Origin of the sequence: Paenibacillus sophorae (assembly GCF_018966525.1) — a bacterium.
GTDB classification, from domain to species: domain Bacteria; phylum Bacillota; class Bacilli; order Paenibacillales; family Paenibacillaceae; genus Paenibacillus_AQ; species Paenibacillus_AQ sophorae.
The window spans coordinates 2322164-2340790 of record NZ_CP076607.1; the positions used below are offsets into that span (position 1 = coordinate 2322164).

19 protein-coding genes are annotated in these 18627 nt (G+C 47.5%); 14 read left to right on the forward strand and 5 right to left on the reverse strand.

The annotated features are described in order from the left end of the window. Positions 1-133: 133 nt before the first annotated feature. On the reverse strand, positions 134-364 hold the full coding sequence (locus KP014_RS11040; RefSeq protein WP_139210581.1) for a hypothetical protein: 231 nt from the start codon (positions 362-364) through the stop codon (positions 134-136). A gap of 736 nt (positions 365-1100) precedes the next feature. Here KP014_RS11040 and KP014_RS11045 point away from each other — a divergent pair. The 5 genes from KP014_RS11045 to KP014_RS11060 are packed head-to-tail and all read left to right on the forward strand — an operon-like array spanning position 1101 to position 3749. Beyond that, positions 1101-1427 carry a uroporphyrinogen decarboxylase/cobalamine-independent methonine synthase family protein gene (locus KP014_RS11045; protein ID WP_175491835.1) on the forward strand — a complete coding sequence of 109 codons (327 nt, stop codon included), beginning with the start codon at positions 1101-1103 and terminating at the stop codon, positions 1425-1427. Further along, positions 1424-2248, forward strand: coding sequence for a MetQ/NlpA family ABC transporter substrate-binding protein (locus KP014_RS11050; protein WP_036595499.1), 825 nt, complete (start codon positions 1424-1426; stop codon positions 2246-2248). The genes KP014_RS11045 and KP014_RS11050 overlap by 4 nt, the downstream gene beginning before the upstream one ends. A gap of 12 nt (positions 2249-2260) precedes the next feature. Further along, positions 2261-3073: a pyrroline-5-carboxylate reductase gene (proC, locus tag KP014_RS11055; protein WP_036595500.1), complete on the forward strand. Its 813-nt coding sequence runs from the start codon at positions 2261-2263 to the stop codon at positions 3071-3073. Then, positions 3070-3285, forward strand: coding sequence for a VOC family protein (locus KP014_RS29075; RefSeq protein ID WP_254776465.1), 216 nt, complete (start codon positions 3070-3072; stop codon positions 3283-3285). Before proC ends, KP014_RS29075 begins: the two co-directional genes overlap by 4 nt. Beyond that, positions 3183-3749 (forward strand): VOC family protein, encoded by a 567-nt coding sequence (locus tag KP014_RS11060; RefSeq protein ID WP_254776466.1) that lies wholly within the window; start codon positions 3183-3185, stop codon positions 3747-3749. Before KP014_RS29075 ends, KP014_RS11060 begins: the two co-directional genes overlap by 103 nt. A 139-nt stretch (positions 3750-3888) precedes the next feature. Here the strand turns inward: KP014_RS11060 and KP014_RS11065 are convergent, their stop codons facing one another. The 4 genes from KP014_RS11065 to KP014_RS11080 all read right to left on the reverse strand — a co-directional run bounded on the left by KP014_RS11065 (position 3889) and on the right by KP014_RS11080 (position 7436). Continuing rightward, complete coding sequence (locus KP014_RS11065; protein ID WP_051500090.1) at positions 3889-4851, reverse strand: glycosyltransferase; 963 nt, start codon at positions 4849-4851, stop codon at positions 3889-3891. A gap of 58 nt (positions 4852-4909) precedes the next feature. Then, positions 4910-5422: a PIG-L deacetylase family protein gene (locus KP014_RS11070; RefSeq protein ID WP_090834063.1), complete on the reverse strand. Its 513-nt coding sequence runs from the start codon at positions 5420-5422 to the stop codon at positions 4910-4912. Next, positions 5419-6687, reverse strand: coding sequence for a glycosyltransferase (locus KP014_RS11075; protein ID WP_139210582.1), 1269 nt, complete (start codon positions 6685-6687; stop codon positions 5419-5421). The genes KP014_RS11070 and KP014_RS11075 overlap by 4 nt, the downstream gene beginning before the upstream one ends. A gap of 65 nt (positions 6688-6752) precedes the next feature. Beyond that, a complete protein-coding gene (locus tag KP014_RS11080) occupies positions 6753-7436 on the reverse strand; it encodes a glycosyltransferase family 2 protein (RefSeq protein ID WP_036595501.1) in 684 nt (227 codons plus the stop codon). Positions 7437-7613: 177 nt separating this feature from the next. On the opposite strand from KP014_RS11080, the gene KP014_RS11085 reads away from it, so the two are divergent. The 9 genes from KP014_RS11085 to KP014_RS11125 all read left to right on the forward strand — a co-directional run bounded on the left by KP014_RS11085 (position 7614) and on the right by KP014_RS11125 (position 18481). Beyond that, on the forward strand, positions 7614-9077 hold the full coding sequence (locus tag KP014_RS11085) for a hypothetical protein (protein ID WP_036595502.1): 1464 nt from the start codon (positions 7614-7616) through the stop codon (positions 9075-9077). A gap of 14 nt (positions 9078-9091) precedes the next feature. Then, the gene (locus KP014_RS11090) at positions 9092-9874 is read left to right on the forward strand and encodes a HipA family kinase (protein WP_036595504.1); all 783 of its coding nucleotides are present in this window, start codon (positions 9092-9094) and stop codon (positions 9872-9874) included. 46 nt (positions 9875-9920) lie between these two features. Further along, positions 9921-10904, forward strand: a complete 984-nt coding sequence (locus KP014_RS11095; protein WP_036595505.1) for a CotS family spore coat protein — start codon at positions 9921-9923, stop codon at positions 10902-10904. Positions 10905-11244: 340 nt separating this feature from the next. Then, positions 11245-12204, forward strand: coding sequence for a LacI family DNA-binding transcriptional regulator (locus KP014_RS11100; protein WP_139210583.1), 960 nt, complete (start codon positions 11245-11247; stop codon positions 12202-12204). A gap of 233 nt (positions 12205-12437) precedes the next feature. Further along, positions 12438-13796 carry an extracellular solute-binding protein gene (locus tag KP014_RS11105; RefSeq protein WP_036595507.1) on the forward strand — a complete coding sequence of 453 codons (1359 nt, stop codon included), beginning with the start codon at positions 12438-12440 and terminating at the stop codon, positions 13794-13796. Between the two features lie 60 nt (positions 13797-13856). Then, complete coding sequence (locus KP014_RS11110) at positions 13857-14792, forward strand: carbohydrate ABC transporter permease (protein ID WP_036595509.1); 936 nt, start codon at positions 13857-13859, stop codon at positions 14790-14792. 4 nt (positions 14793-14796) lie between these two features. Then, positions 14797-15630 carry a carbohydrate ABC transporter permease gene (locus KP014_RS11115; RefSeq protein WP_036595510.1) on the forward strand — a complete coding sequence of 278 codons (834 nt, stop codon included), beginning with the start codon at positions 14797-14799 and terminating at the stop codon, positions 15628-15630. Between the two features lie 35 nt (positions 15631-15665). After that, positions 15666-16481 (forward strand): carbon-nitrogen hydrolase family protein, encoded by an 816-nt coding sequence (locus KP014_RS11120; protein WP_175491836.1) that lies wholly within the window; start codon positions 15666-15668, stop codon positions 16479-16481. A 53-nt stretch (positions 16482-16534) separates the two neighbouring features. Next, on the forward strand, positions 16535-18481 hold the full coding sequence (locus KP014_RS11125) for a glycoside hydrolase family 125 protein (RefSeq protein WP_036595513.1): 1947 nt from the start codon (positions 16535-16537) through the stop codon (positions 18479-18481). The last annotated feature ends 146 nt before the right edge of the window (positions 18482-18627 follow it).

Genomic DNA, 18627 nt, shown 5'->3' on the forward strand with positions numbered 1-18627 from the left:
ATGTAGACCTGAATCTTATGAAAGGTCTCCAGGTTGCGGTAACAGGCAAATATCTACCGTGGCCAACGTCCTCTAGTTTCGGCAGGCTGGCGGCGCTTGCCTTTATGCCGTAGCACTTGTTCATTCCCGGCGGCTAAAAGACCCGCATACAGCCAGCGGTAGATCGTTTTGAAGCAGACGAAAGGCTCTCCGTTGCCCGCCTTTTCTCGGCAATCTGCTCGGGGGACCAAGTCCGAGACAGTTGGGCCTCCAGTTCTCGGGCCAGTTCGGCCGTATACCGGCCTGCAGGCCGGCTCGCTTCGCGGCGAAGCCGGTAATCCGGGTGGGCATGCTTGACTATTGTACTCGTCCGCCGTTCCTCCACGTTAGCGTTCTCTGGCTATTGTGGAGGGATGCCGCCCAGCTCTTTGGCAATGGCTCGGCTGGACCATCCTAGCCGGACTGGGAGTTCTAGTTGACTGCGTTTGGTTATGCTAAGATGAGTGTAACCCATTGTGAGATTCTCCTGTGTAATGGTTAGTTGTGATGACTCCATTTTACAAGAATCTTTCATGGGCCTTTCTTTTTTAGGTGTCGCACTTCATATTACAATCCGTCAAAGGATTAGCGAATCCATTTTACCCCAATTTGCCCCTTCCCTTAAATCAGTTGGTTAGAGCGGGCTGCTTCTTAACCGGTCTGTTAATGCTTGTTCTGATCCAGCATCTATACAAGTCATGATACCCTCCTCATAATATAGCCATTTTTAAAACATACTTTTCCGATGTTAATTAATAATGATGGAATGTTACCTTGTATTCCTTCTTCTTGTCAACAGGCTTTTTGAATGCAGTTAAAGGCTCATTATCAGCTGCAAAATTTATTGACGTTGTCCTTTTATGTATGTTACTATCCGACTAATTAATCCAATTAAACATATTGGTATTATATTTTTTTGGACTGAATGGGTCTTGATTTAAAAAGGGGGTTCATCATGGGAGGCTAGCACAAGAAAGAGAGGTTTGAAGCCCTGCTGTTGGGGGAACTGGCAGATCGCCCTGCTGTTAGTACGAAACAATTTGATTGGGATTGGGTCAAGATCAACCCGCGAGCCACGTATTATGCCGAGGTATGGGGGAAATACCTGCGATCTTCAGCCGCAGCGGTTCAACGATTACCGGATCGACGGCATCAATTGGGATACGACAGCGCCCGGCAATGTCGGCCTTGATGCCCCGCTCAAAGCAACGAAAGTAGGCAGCGTCGATCACGCCCTGTTTGCGGGAAACAACATTGGCCGTATCCGCGCACAAGCGAAAGAAGCGCTTAAGCTGATGGCGGACAAGCCGTTTATTTTGGCGCCAAACTGTGCGATTCCGGTGAGTGTAACCGATGAGGCGCTGCAGCAATTTCATGATTCTATTTTTGAAAAGGGGACAAAACAATGAGAAAATTATTAACGGTAGTATTGGCAGGATTAATTTTGGTGCTGAGCGCTTGCGGAAAGCAAAGTTCGTCCGGCGAAGATAAAAAAGAGATTACCGTCGGTTTTGGCGTAGGTACTTACGAAGAGCAATTCCGCCAGGGCATTCTGCCGATTCTGGAGGAAAAAGGCTACAAGGTGAACATCAAAACGTTCTCGCAGAACATGCAGGTTAACCCGGCTATGAAGGAAGGCTCTATTGACGCCAGCATTTTCCAAAGTACAGCTTATATGGAAGCTATTAATAAGGAACTGAGTGCGGAGATGACAAGACTCGCATTCGCACCCGGTGCGCCGCAAGGTCTGTACTCCGAAAAGCACAAGTCGCTGGATGAAGTAAAAGATGGTTCGATGGTAGCGGTCCCACAGGACCCGGTTAACCAGGAACGCGCGATTCGGATTTTGGAAGAACTCGGTTGGGTAAAAGTAAAAGCCGATGCGGGTACAACGGATTTCAACCTGAACAGCGTTGAGCCAGGCAGTGTTAATCTTAAAATTGAGGTGCTGGATCCGGCCCAAATTCTGGTGTCATTGAAAGACGTGGACTTTGGGGTTGTCAACGGAAACTACATTGCCAACGCCAACAGAAAAATTACGGAAGCGTTGAAGATCGAAAATACACCCGAACAGCATCGCATTATTGTTTCTATCAATAAAAAAGACGAAAACACCCAATGGGCCAAGGACTTGAAAGCAGCTTACGAATCCAAGGAATTTGAGGATTATATTAATTCTCAAGATAAATATGACGGCTTCATTCTGCCGGAGGCCTGGAAAAACAACTAAGGAGTGGTTGAAATGGCGGGGCAGCGCATTCATTTCATCGGCGGCGGTCAAATGGCCGAAGCGATCATCCGTGCGATTATCAGCAATCAGACTACAGCTGCCGAGCATATCAGCGTGGCCGACATCAATGAGGAACGCATCCGGTTATTAAGCGGGAAGTACGGTATTCAAGCTGAAACCCGGCAGGAGGCTGCACTGGCGGAAGCCGATCTTATTATTATTGCCGTTAGGCCTCAGGATAATCTGGCCGAAGTCGGACGGATCATTCATGAGCATGCAGCGCAGAACAGTGCAGTCATATCGATAGTAGCCGGCGTGACGATTGAGAAGCTGGCCGGTTATATCGGCGGCGACCGCCCTATTGTTCGCGTGATTCCGAACACATTAACCGATACGGGGCTGGGATACAGCGGAGCAGCCCTAAATGCCCATGCAGCCAAAGAAGAGGTGGACGATTTCTTGAACGGGTTCGGAAAAGTGCAGTATCTGGACGAATCGCTTATTGATATTTTCACTGGTTACGGGGTGGCCGGACCGAACTATGTTTACTATTTTATTGAATCCTTGGCCGACGCGGGCGTGCTTGCAGGTCTCCCACGGGAACAGGCATGGCAGGTTGCTCTTGAAAATGTCGAAGGCGGCGTGGCAATGCTGCGTCATACGAAGCTTCATCCCAGACAACTGCTCGACATAAACAACTCACCGGGTGGCGTTGGGATTAACGGGCTGTATGAACTGAACAACAGCGACTTTGCGGCCGGTCTGCAGCGAAGCGTGTTAGCCGCAGTCAAGCGGACAACGGAGCTTGGAAAGGATCACTCATGACAACGATTCACTGGGATCATACGGTTCATTATGTCAACGATCTGGACAAGGCGATAAAGACGTTTCAGGAGAGCGGACTGGATGCATTCCATGGCGGTTCGCACAAACTTTGGGGCACGTTCATGATGCGCTCCAGACCCTCCCGGGACAAGAAATCTTTAGCCGTGTCGCTCTCCGGACCAATGACATCGAGAAGACCGCAGACTGGTTAACATCGCAGGGTCTGACGCTATCGCCGATTCTGGACGGACAACGGCTGAATACGCAGGGGCAATGGATTGAGTGGAGAATGATGACGATTGAAGGAGACTTTCAAGGCCTCGTATACCCATTCATTATACAATGGAAGGGAACCGATGCGGAGCGGTTGGAAAGTCTCACCAAATCCGGGGTGATTAAACCGCATCCGGCAGGCGGAGCCCGGATCAAGAATGCAGTCTTTTCCGTACCCGATCCGGCAGCGGCCGCCGCGCATTGGCAAACATTGTTCGGGCTGTCCGCAGCCGTATCCGAATCACCGGACAAGATTTCAATTGAGCTTGGTATTGGCGACAAGTCATTTGTTTTTAAACAAGGAGACGAACGGCGTTTGACGCAGCTTGGATTCATTTCGGATTCTCCCGAACTAAGAGGCAAAACTATAGTCATCGGCGAAGGGGAATATGTTTTTAAATGATACCACCGTAACTCATACAAAGAAGCAGCTTGTCCAATGACAGGCTGCTTCTTTAATCGATTCCATAGAAAAACACCCGTTCCCCGGTCAAGTTCCGGGAAACGGCCGTGAAGGGTAACGTTGCTTTTAGCTGTATATTTTACAGGTAATGACCATGCCCAATAACCTTCTCGTATACTTTTAGGTAACGTTCAGCCATCTTTTCTTTCGTAAATCGACTAGCGACATACTGACGAAGCTGTTCGGGATGGACGGAGGCATCGCTCATAATCATCTCCGCCATATCCTCCGCGCTTTCACACAAGAATTGGGGAAACCCGGACAGGACTTCCGGGACAGCCCCTCTTGGGAATGCGGCCACAGGCGTTCCGCAGGCCATCGCTTCAATCATCACCAATCCAAATTGCTCTTCGCAAGCAGTCGGAAACATGAGCCATTTAGCATGCCGCAGTAAATCTTGTTTTGCTTTTCCATGAACTTCACTGACATATTCGATGTTAGGGCTGTTATTAATTCTTGGAAGGATCTGTTTAAACAGATCTCCGTCCCAGGCGGGACCTGCTATTATCGTTCTTACACCTGTCATTTCGGCCACATCAATCGCAGTATGCACGCCTTTTTCCCAATCAATCCGTCCTAGAAACAGCACATAATCTTCTTTGTGCTTACTATATTTATACTCGTTTAGGTCGATTCCATTGTGTACATAATATCCTTTATGCCGGTTAGGAGACTGTTTAAGCTTCGTACGGCTCACATATACGGGATGCTTTACCGGGACATGAAGCGACCATTCCGTGTGAATCGTTGAGACTATTGGAATGCTTAGGTCTTCCTGTCCAAACAGGAGATCATGCGTATGGTCGTGTATGATATCCGTATTGTCCGGTATCGTTTCAAGAACGAAATCCTTGATGCTGTCCGTTTCATACCGGTGTCCATACGGAATAACGACAGCACGGCTTCGGCTCCCTGCGAGAGCATACACATAGACCTCATGACCCATATCGACAAGCGCATCCGATAAATTGTACACGACCCTTTCGAGACCTCCGCTGCCGGGAAGAGGAATGATGTTCGGAGCCACCTGAACAATGATCACCGTGAATCACCTCTGCTTGAAAATCGTATATGGAAGCTTAAGATTCCCATGGGTCAACCTAAATTAACCGCTCATTCACTATGAATGGCATCAGTTGTTCGATTACATACATTTGGCTTTTATAGTGCTGCAATAATTGAAGTTTCATCTGCAATATATGAAATGGAAGCGCATCATCCGCTCTTTCAAATACATACAATTGATCTAAATCCATGTTGTGCAAAATACGGGACAACGACCGGTGCTGGCTATGCCCGTATTCCCCTTCCAGATTATGAGTGACAACTTTATGGAAATCACCGGTATCCAATACGTTTCTTAAAGCGTCTCCTACTTCTTCTTCGTCAAACTCTCCATCGTATTCATCCGGGAAATCCCATATTTCGAACTCGGCGCCAACGAAATTCATTGCTTCTTGAAATTCCCTGGAACGGGTCTCGTTGCTTCCGTTGGTTAAGCAAATGACTTTCCAGCCTGACTCCCGGATTAAGGCTCCGCCTCCGAATATGCTTTCATCGTCAGGATGAGCGACTACCATAAGTTTATCTGCTTCCGAATAGGCTGACATCATTCCACCTCGTAGGGGGCATAACGGTCTTTTAGAATGTTGGTATATACGTTTATCAACATATCTGTAGTACGGGTGAAGTTGAATTGTTCTTTTACCAGATTTCGGTTTACCCAGCCAGTTTCCATCTTTTCTTGAATCGGCATATCCAGCGCCCGCTTAATATCTGCTTTTAACTTCTCTACTGTCCAGGCTTCATCGGCATGATGGTCACCGAACCATGTCTCCCATGCGGACCGGTAATTTCCTGGATGAACGAGTCCAACAAATCCCTTCACCCCAACAGCGACCACAGGACGGCAGCAGGCCAGAGCCTCAAGGGCGGCTCTCCCGGTGCCGACAAAGACATCACAGATAGAATAATAGGAAGACATATTGAGCGTATTTCCCAGCAAATGAATGAATTTGCCCTTCATTTCTTTATGGATCACATCAACCAGCGATTTAATACCCTCACTATGCCGCCCTTCGCCGGTCACGAGGAGGTTTAGGTTAGGGTAGTGTTCGACCTTTAACCGTCTACATGCTTCTATAATGTCTCTGCAAATATCCGCTTTTTCCCAAGACAATCTGCCGGCGTACATAATAACGGGCGCGCCCTTTGGAATTCCCAGTTCTTCGCGCAAGTCACTCTGAATAAGGGAGCGGTAATTGAACTGCACGGTATCAATTCCGTTAGGAATCAATTGGACCGGCATCTCTTTGACCGGCAGTTGTTTCACTATGGATGGGCTCACGCAGACGACCGCCGCGCTGCTTCTAATCAGCTCGATTTCATGGAATGTAAATGGGAGTAACATGTGGAGCGTCCATAAGCGGGGGATGCATAATTGATCTGCGGCTTTTGCAGCAAAAGAACCGGAAGGGATTTGATGAATGTGAACGACTGTAATTCCTTCCGTATTCATGATTTGTTTTAATTGGGAGATAATTTTCTGCTCATCGGCATCATTGACTATATGTTCGTTAGTGACGAAGTTAATCTCATATACGGGACAGCCTAATGCGGCGAATGCATCACACATTTCTCCACGTTTCCCGGCTACAACGACGTGAATACCGTTTCTAAGCAGTTCCCGTACGCATGTCAGAACGTGTGTTTCGGTTCCGCCGATATTAAATTGGTCCAGCACCATTAAAATGCGCAGGTCACTAACTGAATATCGCGTTTCCATGCTGTAATTCGATTCTTCTTTATTAAACCAGACCACTTGCTTGGGAGGTTGAGCGTTCACGACGTATTGTACAATCGGCTTTTGGGTGTACATGCGTTTCCTAACCGTGCGTTTCTTGCTGCGGTCCTCTGCCTTTTTTTTCAACCTGCTTCAACTCCTTATTCTGAATAAAATTCACGGGAACGCTGGGCCGGATGAGAGCGGTAATAATACAGGGTCTCCCGCAGGTTCTCGACCCGGATGCCATGAGAAACGCACTTGGCAATAAACTCATAATCCTCGGCCCCATTCATGTTCCGGGAAAGTCCTCCCAAGCGATCGAATACACTGCCTCGAAACAAAATGGTCGGATGAGAGACGCAATGCTCTCCTATCGCATATCTCTTAGGGATATCCTCACCATAACTTAGCCAATTCGACGGGGTTTGTTTTAACATGTCGCTTTCTTCAAAAGCCATATAGTTCGTGCCGACCAAACTGATCTGCGGGTGGTTCATCAGAAACTCGACCTGCTTACTAATCCTGTCCGGATGGGAGTAGTCATCCGCATCGTGAATTGCGATATATTCGCCGCTGGCCATAAACAGCCCTGTTGTCAGAGAACCGGAGAATCCTACATTTCGAGGCAGCTGAAGCAAAGTGAAGCGGGGGAATCGCCGGCGGGCCTGCCATAACAAGGTACGATCGGCAGATCTGTCCGTCGATGCATCATCCACAATAATGATTTCTATGTTTGGGTAGGTTTGCTCGTATAAATGATCCAGACAATCCTCAATGTAAGATTCTGTGTTAAAGCACGGGATCACGATGCTTACAAGCTGGTCAATTCGTGCAAGCGACACAGGTCAACCCCTCCATTCCAATAATCATGTCCTTTCACCATATGATCTGAAGAAAACAGTTGAAAGGGATAACCGTATATTTTCTCAAAATTGTATGGTGAAATATATACCTACCCAATCAAAATTCGGGATTAACAATACAATAACAGCGGCACAACATAAGGAAGGTGATTTATCGTGACAGAGAGCAGTGATTACACTGAATATACGGACTATTCAGCGTATTCGGAGTACACGGACTATCCACGCAAAAAAATCTGCTTTGCCATATTGGTGCATAATCGAAGTGAAGTGATCATCGATTTATTAGACAACATCCGTTGCTACTGTCCTAACAGTTCTGTCGTCTTGTACAACGGTGGAGATGACCCGGAATTATGTAATGGACTCGGATATCCGGTATGCCCAACCAGCAGAAAATTAGATTACGGGGTAACCGCAATATATATGCTTGAAGTGATGGAATGGCTCGAGGACATTGATTATTCCTACGATGTACTGATCAATCTGGATTCTGATGTTTTGTTTGCCAGAGAAGGCTTTGAGCAGTTCATTCTTAACGAGATGAAAGACAAGGAGTACATGGGTGTCGGTACGAAAATACCGGATGATGATTTTTATTGCTTATTACAACTTAGACAGGAAATCGATCAATGGATCCCCCTGCTGGGAAACGAACCTTATAGGGAGTCTTTTAACGTAGGGCAGGTATACAGCAGGAAAGTGGTCCTTCGTTTTTTACATGATGACCAGTATGAATTGTTAAAAAGCAACCTCCATGATACAAAGTCCTTCGGAGTAGATGAGATTGTCTTTGTTACGATGGTTGAACGGCTGGGCTATTCATTGCATGCTTACCGGGAGGATGTTGCATCAACCATTCGTTACCGGCCGCACTTTCCGCTTGATGAGGTGGTCAGCCTTGTGAATTTCCAACCTGAAAGTTCCCTCATTCATCCGGTCCATCGTAAGCTTAAGGATGAAGCAAGAAGCTTTATCCGGGAGGCCATGAAACGGAAAATCCAGCTCAGTCCCGACTATCAAGAACGATTTATGGAAGAGTATCTCGGCGAAATGCCTTATCTCATCCGCAGAAGCAAGTATTATGGCAAAAAAATAGAATGGCTTGCCGCCTCAGAGGACAAAGGGCTGCTTTACTGGAGGGAAAATCAATCAGGCAGAACTAAAGATATCTTGTTTGGCCCCTATGCATTCGGAAGCGAAAAGATTGAAGCATTAACAGCGCTTGAGAGCAGATTCGGCAATCTTGAAGCGGTATGCCGAACCGGTAACCAGCTTGTACATTATTGGAGAGATGAGCATACCGGGGAATGGTCGCCATCCGAACCATTTGCGGAAGGTGTCACGGGAATGCCCGCTTTTCTGGAGAGCAGCTACGGAAATTTCGAGGTGATTGCTCCGCTTGAGCAGGGGGGTCTTGGTCATTGGTGGAGAAACAACGACGATCCCATGCTTCCATGGTTTGGCCCGATCGTATTCGGTACGGAGCAGTATGACGAAGTGATTTTAGTAGAGAACAATGAGAAACAATTGACGGCAATTTCATGTAAAGAAGGCAAGTATCAATACTACGTTAGGGACGACCACAACAGCTGGGCGTGGTATGGACCTTACGATTAAGAGGTTGAGGACCGATGAGCATCCTGGCTGTGCAATACATTAGACCTATGGATGATGGATGGACACTTCCGCATCTGTTCAAGTGCGAGGACGGTCAAACCTATGTTGTCAAATTCATTAATAATCGTTCCGGTTCTGGTATATTGGCCAACGAGCTGATTGCTTATCGTCTCGGGAATTGGCTTGGATTGCCGATTCCACCCTATCGCATAATTCAGATAACACGGGATCTTGTGGATATGTTCCCTGTTCTGAAAAGCATGGAAATCCCTGCAGGCCTGCACCTAGGCAGCTTATACTATGAACAAGGGACGACCTTGCTGGACGAAGTCAATTTGGCATTATGCAAAAATCTACATCACGCAGCCGGGATGATTGTATTTGATCATTGGATCAATAATTGGGACCGGCATGTCGCAGAGTCCAATCTATTATATATACCGGACCAACAAAAGATTCAATTGATTGATCACTCCGATGCTTTTTTCGGACCGTATTGGGATAAAGAAGAGTTTATGGATGACCGTGATAAAATGGATGTATTCTGGGGTCCTTTATATGAAATGTTTGTTCCTTTTATTGATAGCCCGGACCCGTTCGGCCATTATGTATCGTTAGTCGAAAAGATCAGCAAGAAAGCGGTGATTCAAGCGGTACAGGGGCTCCCAAAACAGTGGAATATCTCCCGGGAAGATGTGACTGAATTGATTGATTTCTTAATGTGCAGGAGGAACCTCGTTCGGAGTGCTTTGGAGGAATTAAGGGACTATTTTCCGATCTGGAGGGAGAAGGGTTAAGGTTGATTTAACGCACCTCCATTTTAGCATGACGAGGTGATTCTTTATGTTTCACCAGCTGCTGCAAGCCGCTTCGGAACAATATGGGATCGTATTCTACGAATCTGAAATTCTTCATAAAACGGGGCGAACGCTGGTCCTGGCCTTGAAATCTCCACAGGGTGATTATATTCTGAAAAGTATATTTACCAGTGAAACACGCCTTCAGTTTATTTTGGAAGCCGAATATTTCCTGCGGCTGCGGGGAATTCATATACCCGAGATCTTTCCTACTCTCACAGGTACGCGTTATTTTCTGTGGGAAGGGGACCGTTATGTCCTGCAAGAAAAATTGCGGGGGACTCCGTTTCCTCCAACAACAATTGAGGCCGTGACTCGCAGGGCAGCCCTTCTGGGAAGGATGCATTCCTCTTCGCTAGGCTTCCTTTCGAACCATGGACCATACGGTCCTGAGGAAAGGTTGTGGCTAAGTACTTATCTAAGAGAATTATCCTCTTTGAAGCATTGGGTACACTGGTATCAAAACTCTAGAGCATCCAAAAAAAAGATGATCTTGTCCCATATCGATTTTTTTCAGCAAACAGGTCGGGAGCTCGTTGAACGGCTTGAGCGGCATGCCTTTTTTAAAAGCTGGATCGACGCTCCTCTTCAAAAGCATTTTTTGTGTCACGGCGATTTTCACAGCGAAAATGTCCTGACGGTGGGATCAAGTCTCTATATTATCGACTTTGAATTCATCCGTTATGACTATCCCTCCAAAGATATAGCCCGTTTTCTGCAAGGAATAATGAACCGGCGAAAAGGTTGGGACCCTGTTTGGTTTGATCATCTTCTGAATGCTTATCTCCGGGAAAATCCTTTGAATGATGACCAATTGGACCTAATGTATTTCGACTTAGCTTTTCCTCATAGCTTTTACCGCTTTGTTGATAAAGGCGGATACAGGAATATGTCCTTGGATGATGTGGCAGCTTATTTACAAAGAGAGTATGATAAAACCGTTTATTTCCTGCAGCAAACAAAACGTTAGTCTGAGCAGCAGCTCCGAATCACGGATTGAGAAGCGGGCGCTGATGAAGCTGTATCATGAGTTCTAAAGGTGAAAGCGGAGGGAGAGGAAAGTGCAGCTTGTCATTGGCAGGCTGTTTTTTCGCTGTTTTCCAGATGCATGATTGAAATGCGATATCCGGACTAGTGTTAAATATAATGACATTAAATAAAAAAACAATTGCAAGTACATAGTTATGAATGTATTATAAATATATAAAAAATATCGAAAACGTTTTAGATATGTGGGGTGCGTTATTATAGTTAACATAAGAGATATCGCCAAAGCGGCTGGAGTTTCCGTATCTACCGTCTCTAAAGCATTGAACGGCTATTCGGATGTTAAGAGCAAGACAAGGGAGATGATCCTCGATGTTGCCAAGGAAATGGATTATTTGCCCAATGTAATGGCCAGAGGGCTCATTACGAAGAAATCGAATACGATTGGAATCTTTTTCGGGGATAGGCAAAACTCGGGGTTCGACAATCCATTCTTCAGTGAGCTGATCCGTTCGATAAAAGATGTGGCCGGTGCGGAGGGTTATGATATCCTCATCTTTGCCAACCAGAAGCGAAATACATCCAGCTATAAGACCATCTGCTATGAAAAGGGTGTTGATGGCGTCATCCTGATTCTCACCGGCGACCAGCGTACGGATGAAAACATCCGGGAACTGCATGAGAGTCTGCCGACCGTTTATATAGACAGCGTATCCTATCAATACAACAATGTTAACTTCGTAGAAACGGAAAATGTGAATGCCTCATTCCAGGCGGTGGAACATCTGATTCAACTGGGTCATACGAGAATTTTGAAGATGGCGGGAGACCAGGTTGCCAAGGCGTCGTACGACCGGATCGAAGGTTACAAGCAGGCACTGAACAAGCATGGGCTTGAAGTAGATAACGATTTGATCTTATACGGGGAGTTCTCCAGGGACAAAGCCTATCAGTTAACAAAACGTTTCTTCTCAAAACCAAGCGGGGTCACTGCCGTATTCTCATCCAGCGATATGATGGCTTTCGGAATCATTGACGCTTTGAAGGATCTAGGGTTCAGGGTTCCTGAAGATATTGCTGTCATAGGCTTTGACGATATAGACGAATCCAAAGACTATCAGCCTCCATTGACAACCGTCCACCAACAACGTTTTACAATGGGGGAAACTGCGGCAAAAATGCTTCTTCAGCTGATCGACAGCCAAGACGGAATTACCCGGCATGCCACGATTCCAGCGAGACTTGTGATCAGAGAAAGCAGCGGAACGAAACGAGAGGGCTGACGCCTTCGTTTCAATTTTTATCTAAAACGTTTTAGGGAATGGTTGGACCGAATAAGGAGCTATCTCGCCAAATTCTCCGCTTTTTATTCGTTCAAATATAAAAGAGCAGATGGAACTGCCAATTCATTTGAGAAACAAAGGGAGTGATATGGTAAAAAAATCCTATAGCTTTTCCTTTTTTCGGAAAACGTTTTAGAAAAACACACTGGCAAATATGAGGAGGAGAGAATACCATGCAAAAAATGAAGGTATTGGTGCTGGTTTTCGTAATGGCAGTCATGACGATCTTGGCGGGATGCGGAGGGGAAAGCTCCGGTTCCGGCACTTCCCAGAATAATCAGGGTGGAGATAGTGCAGCGGCATCTTCCGCCGAACCGACCGAATTAACCGTCATTAACCAGGACCGTTGGGCTCCTTATGTGGAAAAAGCGGTGAAAATCTGGAACGAGGAACATCCCGATAAGCAAGTGAAGCTCAATCAGCTTGTCTTGGGCTATCCGCAATTGCGCCAAAAAATTACAACCGCAGCCGCAGCCGGACAAGCTCCCGACTTTTCCCTGATTGACTCGGTATGGGTGGCGGAGTTTGCGGACGCCGGATACCTTAAACCGCTCGATTCGATAGATCCTGAATGGGTTGAAAATGATTTTAAGAAAGACTTCTATCCTGTATTCGTCAATGGGGACTCCTATGAAGGAAAGCCTTATGCAATCCGTTCGCAAACAGATATGGCTCTAATCTGGTTCCGCAAGGATTGGTTCAGCCAAGAGGGCATTCAGCCGCCGAAGACCTGGGACGAATTGATGGCTGCAGCGAAGCATTTTTCGCAAAAGGACGTTCAGGCCAAATACGGGAACTCTCAAGGCATTGCTTTTCCTGGGGGTATGAAAGCCGGAGAAACGACGACAAGTCTGTTAATGCCCTTCTTCTGGTCCAGCGGCGCGGATGTCTTCAAGGACGGGAAAGTGGTATTAAACAGTCCGGAGTCGAAGGCGGCGGTCCAATTCCTGACTGATCTTGTGGGTGAAAAGGCGTCTACCAAGGAAGTGATTTCCTATGAATGGGATCGGGCGACGAAGTTGCTTGCAACGGGAAAAGTAGCTTTGTCCGTAGGGGGCAGCTACGAATACGCGATGATCAAGAACACGACCGGGTGGAGCGATGACGAAATGAAAGAAAAGCTTGGTTTCGTGCCTATTCCGGCCGGCGGCAGCGGGAAAGTAGCGACATCTGCGGGCGGCATGGACTATGTCATTTATGAGCAGGCTAAGCAGCCGGAACTCGCCATGGAGATTTTGAAAATTGTAACCGGCCCTGAACTGATGAAAGAGTTCGTAGTGGACACGGCACAGAATTCTCCGCGGATTTCGGTAACCGAAGGTCTGGACAAAGACAAGGACTGGTTCCTCGCTGAAACGGGCAAGTTCCTGTATGACGCGAATGTCCGTCCGGTGATTCCGGAATATGCCAAGGTATCGGAACAAATCCAGAAGATGATCGAGAGCTCGGTATCCGGCAAAACGCCTGCCGATCAGGCGGTAACGGAAGCGGCTAAGGCGATCAGCGATGTTACAGGACTTCCTCAGCAATAACTTGCAGCAGTAAGGGGGATGTCTTCATCCCCTACTCTTTTTAAAAAGGTGGTGGCATATGTGGGACAGTCGCTGATCACAGCGATCCGGGATAACACCGGTTCAACCAGATCCAGATTCAGCAAGAAATGGGCCAAAACCATCCCCTTCTTGCTGATGCTTCCCGCGCTTGCGGTGATGGGACTTTTCGCTCTGTTTCCGGTCATCAACGCATTTCGGCTCAGTTTATTTGATAAGCAGCTTCTGAATCCGGGGGAAACGTTCGTCGGGTTGGATCATTATTCACAGCTGTTCTCAAACGGAGAATTTATCAATGCCTTGAAGGTTTCCGTCATCTATGTGGCTGGCTCGGTCGCGCTGCAATTTCTCGTGGGGCTTGCGCTGGCTGCACTGCTTTCCGCTCAGGGCGTCAAGGGGAAAAGATTTTTTCGGACGGCGTTTATTGTTCCCTATACGCTTTCCGAATTGGTTGTGTCGCTAATCTGGCTGCAGATACTGGACACCGAGTTCGGGATTATCAATTATTTCGCCACTCTGCTTGGCGCTGATCCGCAGAACTGGCTCTTTGACTTCGCGCTTCCCGCCGTTATTGTAGCGAATGTCTGGTGGGGAAGCACCTTCTCCCTGCTGATGCTGGAATCGGCGATGCAGGGCATTCCCAAGGAGCTTTATGAAGCGGCGGAAGTGGACGGCTGCACATCTTGGGGCAAATTTATTCATATCACGCTGCCATCCATACGCTATGTGTCGCTTTTGAACATGATCATGATTACCTTGTACACCATTAACTCCTTCGGGATTATCTTTGTCCTTACGGCGGGTGGACCGCTTGGAAGTACGGATGTGATCGGAATGTTTATGTGGCGAAGTGCGTTCCAATTCATGGACCTCGGGCTCGGCGCAACCATTTCGACTTTGATCTTTGTTGTCAATATTCTGATTACTTTGGTATATATCCGGTTGTTCGGCTTGAACACGCTGAAGGAAGGTGCGTAACAAGATGACAAACCGAAAGAAAGCACTCGGAATCTATATCTTGATGAGCGCTGCGGCGATCGTCATTGCCTTTCCTGTTCTTTGGATGTTCGTCATGTCCGTGAAGCCGGCCGATGAGTTGTACCGGTTTCCTCCCACGATTTTGCCGGACAAATGGGAATTCGCCAACTATACCAAGGCGTTATTTGAAGCGGGTATCGATAATGGATTGATCAACAGCCTGATCCTGGCCGTAGGTACGCTGGCTCTAAGCGTCACATTGAGCTTTCCGGCCGCTTACGCACTCGCGAAATACGAATTTAAAGGGAAGACGATTCTTCTGCTGGCCATCCTGGCCACCCAGTTGATTCCCGGTATGGCGGCGATTGTGCCTTTATTCGATATTTTGCAGCGAATGCATCTGGTGAATACTTACAGCGGCTTGATTCTCATTTATACCGCAAGAACGCTGCCGCTTAACATTTGGATTTTAAAAGGCTTTTTCCAGTCCATTCCGAATGAATTAATCGAATCTTCGATGGTGGACGGCAGCTCGAAAATCGCTTCCCTTTATCGCGTCGCACTGCCGCTGGCTCTGCCTGGCATCGGGGCCGCTGCCATGTTTACGTTTATGCAGACCTGGATCGACTTCATCCTGCCGTTAACGATGCTGTTTAATGAGGACAAGTTTCCTTTCAGCGTTATGCTGTACAAGTTTGTCGGTGATCCGATCATGGGGACCAATTACGGCGTCCTGTTCGCCGCTGCCGCTCTCGGTACTATACCGACTTTACTGATCTTTGCTCTGCTTCAGCGCTTCTTCGTTCAGGGGCTTACAGCCGGGGGCGTTAAAGGCTAATCATTTGAAATTGTGAAAAGGACGGAGGAATGAATATGACGGAGCTGACAATCGCGATTGCACAGATGGACAGCAAAATTATGGATAAGGAATATAATCTGCAAAAGGCGGAAGCCTTATTGGATCAAACAGAGGGCAAAGCGGACGTCATTTGTTACCCGGAGCTTTTTACGACCGGCTACAATTTCGATTTGATCGGAGATGCCTTTTACGAGTTGGCGGAAACGATCCCGGGTCCGACCGTCGAGCGGTTGGCTAAAAAAGCGGGAACCTATGGAACGGCGGTAATCGGAACGATCGTGGAAAAGGACGGGAACCAGGAAGGCGTGCTCTATGATACAACTTTTGTCATCAATGAAAAGGGCGAATATATCGGGAAGTATCGAAAAGCGCATCTGTATCCGACAGAGCATCAATATTTCCGCAGCGGTTCGGATTTTCCCATATTTGAGATTTGCGGGGTAAAAACAGGCATTGCCATCTGCTATGATCATGCATTTGGAGAAATGTTCAGGGTGTTGGCCTTGAAAGGAGCCCAGGTTATCTTTATCCCTTCGGTCATCCCAAAAGACTTCGAATACCTGCTGGATTTGCGAACGAGAGCCCGTGCCCAGGACAATCAAATCTTCACGGTAGCCGTTAACCGGGTAGGCTCGGAAGCAGGTATTGTCTATTGCGGAAACAGTAAGATCGTCAATCCGCGGGGCGACGTGATCTGCGAAGCCGGCGATGAGGAAGAAGTAGTGTCAGCCACGATCGATCTTTGCGAAATCGCAAGAGAGCGGAAGCAGGAGATGAGCTTGCGCAGCAGAAGACCGGAACTGTACGGAATATTGGCACAGCAAGCATAATTGAATGCGGTAATAATGGAGGAGTTCCTTTGTCTATTTCATCCCTTGAGTTCATGCGTTTACTAGATACACAAAACCGCAAGCCTCTGGATGTGGGATGCGGGCAGCTGTCCGCGAGCATCGGAGAGGACGGTTGCATCCGTTCGGTTAATCACGTCCATCCGCGACATGGATTTATCACACTGGAATCGGCAGAACCATTTCCAAACGATAAATGGTACGACAGTGAATACGTTCGTCTATATCGCAGACGTTTAATAGATCAACCGCGCATTTCAGAAGGAACAGCAGGATTCGGAATTCTGCCGAAGGGTTCAGATTGGAAGCAAGAGTTTTTTTTGGTCCTGAATCATTTCCCGCTCATCCGGTTCAAAAGGCAAAACATTGAAATCGATGCGTTATTTATCCCTTTTCACCAGGATGGGAAGAGCGGCATTATTGAGCAGTTAACAGTTACCAATTGCGGCGACAAACCGGAGTCCGTTCCATTAACGGTTGGCGGCACCCTCAGCCTTCACCGGTGCAGCTATGGACAATTGACGGAAGGCGGCCCGATCCCGATTCCGCCAACTGATCTTGCAGTTACGGCCACTGACAACCGCCTGACAATTGCCAATCTGAATCTGCCGGCCAAAGCGAGCCTGTATTTCTTTAACGGGTCAGACCCGCTGGAATTGCAGCCGATGGAGAAAACAACGAACCGCCCGGTAACCTATTTACATGAAACGGAAATCCATTTGGAACATGGAGAAAGCCGCGAGCTAATAATGGTCTGCCGGATTTCCGCGGAAGAGGAAGAAACGGCTTTCAGCCTTGACGAGCTGCAGGATTGGAAAGAGAAGGCCTTGAAAGAAGCGCCGATACTAAACCGGGAGGGTCCCTCCTCGGAGGAACAGTTCATCCTTCAGAGGAATATCGATTATATTTTGACCTGCTGCTCCATCCCGGTGGGCGAAGATACAGTATGCATCATTACCGATCATCAACTCCTGCCCTTGTCATGGAACCGGGATTCCTATTATATGATACGGCTGCTGCTGGATTCGGAGCGGCGTGCACAATGTATCTATGGGGCATCCTACGTACCCGCATTCAAAAATCAGGTGCAGCGAACTGTCAAGGGTCATTTATTATGGATGTTCGAAAAAGCCGTTCGACCAAGCGGCTACTGGGGCAGGGCCTATCTTACCAACGGATTCTGCAAGGACAATGTGTTTCAGTTGGATCAGCAGTGCTACCCCCTGCTTGAGCTTTGCGAATATTACGACAGATTTGGAGATCACCAAACGGTTGCAAGAATTCTGCCCAAGGTTAACGAAATACTTAATATGATCATGGAATACAAGGATACGGAACGATGGCTATTTCAAACCGGGGAAACGCCGGCGGATGATGAAGTCACATACCCTTATCATTTTTCAAGCCAGGTGTTGGTATGGCATACGCTGACATCTCTGGCGAAACTGAATGAAACTTTTTCTTTTACGAGCCTCGAATTGCTGGAAATGGCCCGGCTCGTCAAACGCGATATTCTGGATTGCTTTGTTACGCTCCATGGAGACAGGGAACTGTTTGCCTATCTTTCCGACTTGAAGGGAAGCTTTCAGCTTTACCATGATGCGAACGATCTTCCAACGGTTTATGCTCCTATCTGGGGATTCTGTAATTCGAATGACCCGAGATGGATGAATACGATGGAGTTTGCTTTTTCAAAGGAGAATAAGGGAGGCTTTTACGACGGAAAATTTGGCGGACTCGGTTCCGTACATACACCTCATCCCTGGCCGCTCGGAGACGGACAAGAGCTTCTGTACAGCTTGCTGATCGGGGACGTCAAGCGTGAGCAACAGGTTCAGCGCAAATTGGCGAAGATCGTCCAGTGGGACGGACTTTTTCCAGAAGCAGTAAACGAGCATACGGGGGATGTTGAATCAAGGCATTGGTTTTCATGGCCGGGTGCATTTATATCTTCCGTGTTCATTCAATCACTTGGCGAGTGAAAATCCGCTTTTACGTAAGCAATTAAGACGACGAGGTAGATAGTTGGAGGTGGAAGTGCTGTAAGGCATGGAGCTGACGACCGTTAAGCCCTCCAGCGCCGATGGTACTTGGACCGAAGGGTCCGGGGAGAGTAGGACGCCGCCAA

Bases quoted from the DNA above. Each gene is read 5' to 3' on its own strand.
- KP014_RS11045 (WP_175491835.1), top strand. From the start codon at position 1,101: ATGCCGAGGTATGGGGGAAATACCTGCGATCTTCAGCCGCAGCGGTTC.
- KP014_RS11050 (WP_036595499.1), top strand. From the start codon at position 1,424: ATGAGAAAATTATTAACGGTAGTATTGGCAGGATTAATTTTGGTGCTG.
- proC (WP_036595500.1), top strand. From the start codon at position 2,261: ATGGCGGGGCAGCGCATTCATTTCATCGGCGGCGGTCAAATGGCCGAA.
- KP014_RS29075 (WP_254776465.1), top strand. From the start codon at position 3,070: ATGACAACGATTCACTGGGATCATACGGTTCATTATGTCAACGATCTG.
- KP014_RS11070 (WP_090834063.1), bottom strand. From the start codon at position 5,422: ATGATGTCAGCCTATTCGGAAGCAGATAAACTTATGGTAGTCGCTCAT.
- KP014_RS11075 (WP_139210582.1), bottom strand. From the start codon at position 6,687: ATGTACACCCAAAAGCCGATTGTACAATACGTCGTGAACGCTCAACCT.
- KP014_RS11090 (WP_036595504.1), top strand. From the start codon at position 9,092: ATGAGCATCCTGGCTGTGCAATACATTAGACCTATGGATGATGGATGG.
- KP014_RS11095 (WP_036595505.1), top strand. From the start codon at position 9,921: ATGTTTCACCAGCTGCTGCAAGCCGCTTCGGAACAATATGGGATCGTA.
- KP014_RS11105 (WP_036595507.1), top strand. From the start codon at position 12,438: ATGCAAAAAATGAAGGTATTGGTGCTGGTTTTCGTAATGGCAGTCATG.
- KP014_RS11115 (WP_036595510.1), top strand. From the start codon at position 14,797: ATGACAAACCGAAAGAAAGCACTCGGAATCTATATCTTGATGAGCGCT.
- KP014_RS11120 (WP_175491836.1), top strand. From the start codon at position 15,666: ATGACGGAGCTGACAATCGCGATTGCACAGATGGACAGCAAAATTATG.
- KP014_RS11125 (WP_036595513.1), top strand. From the start codon at position 16,535: ATGCGTTTACTAGATACACAAAACCGCAAGCCTCTGGATGTGGGATGC.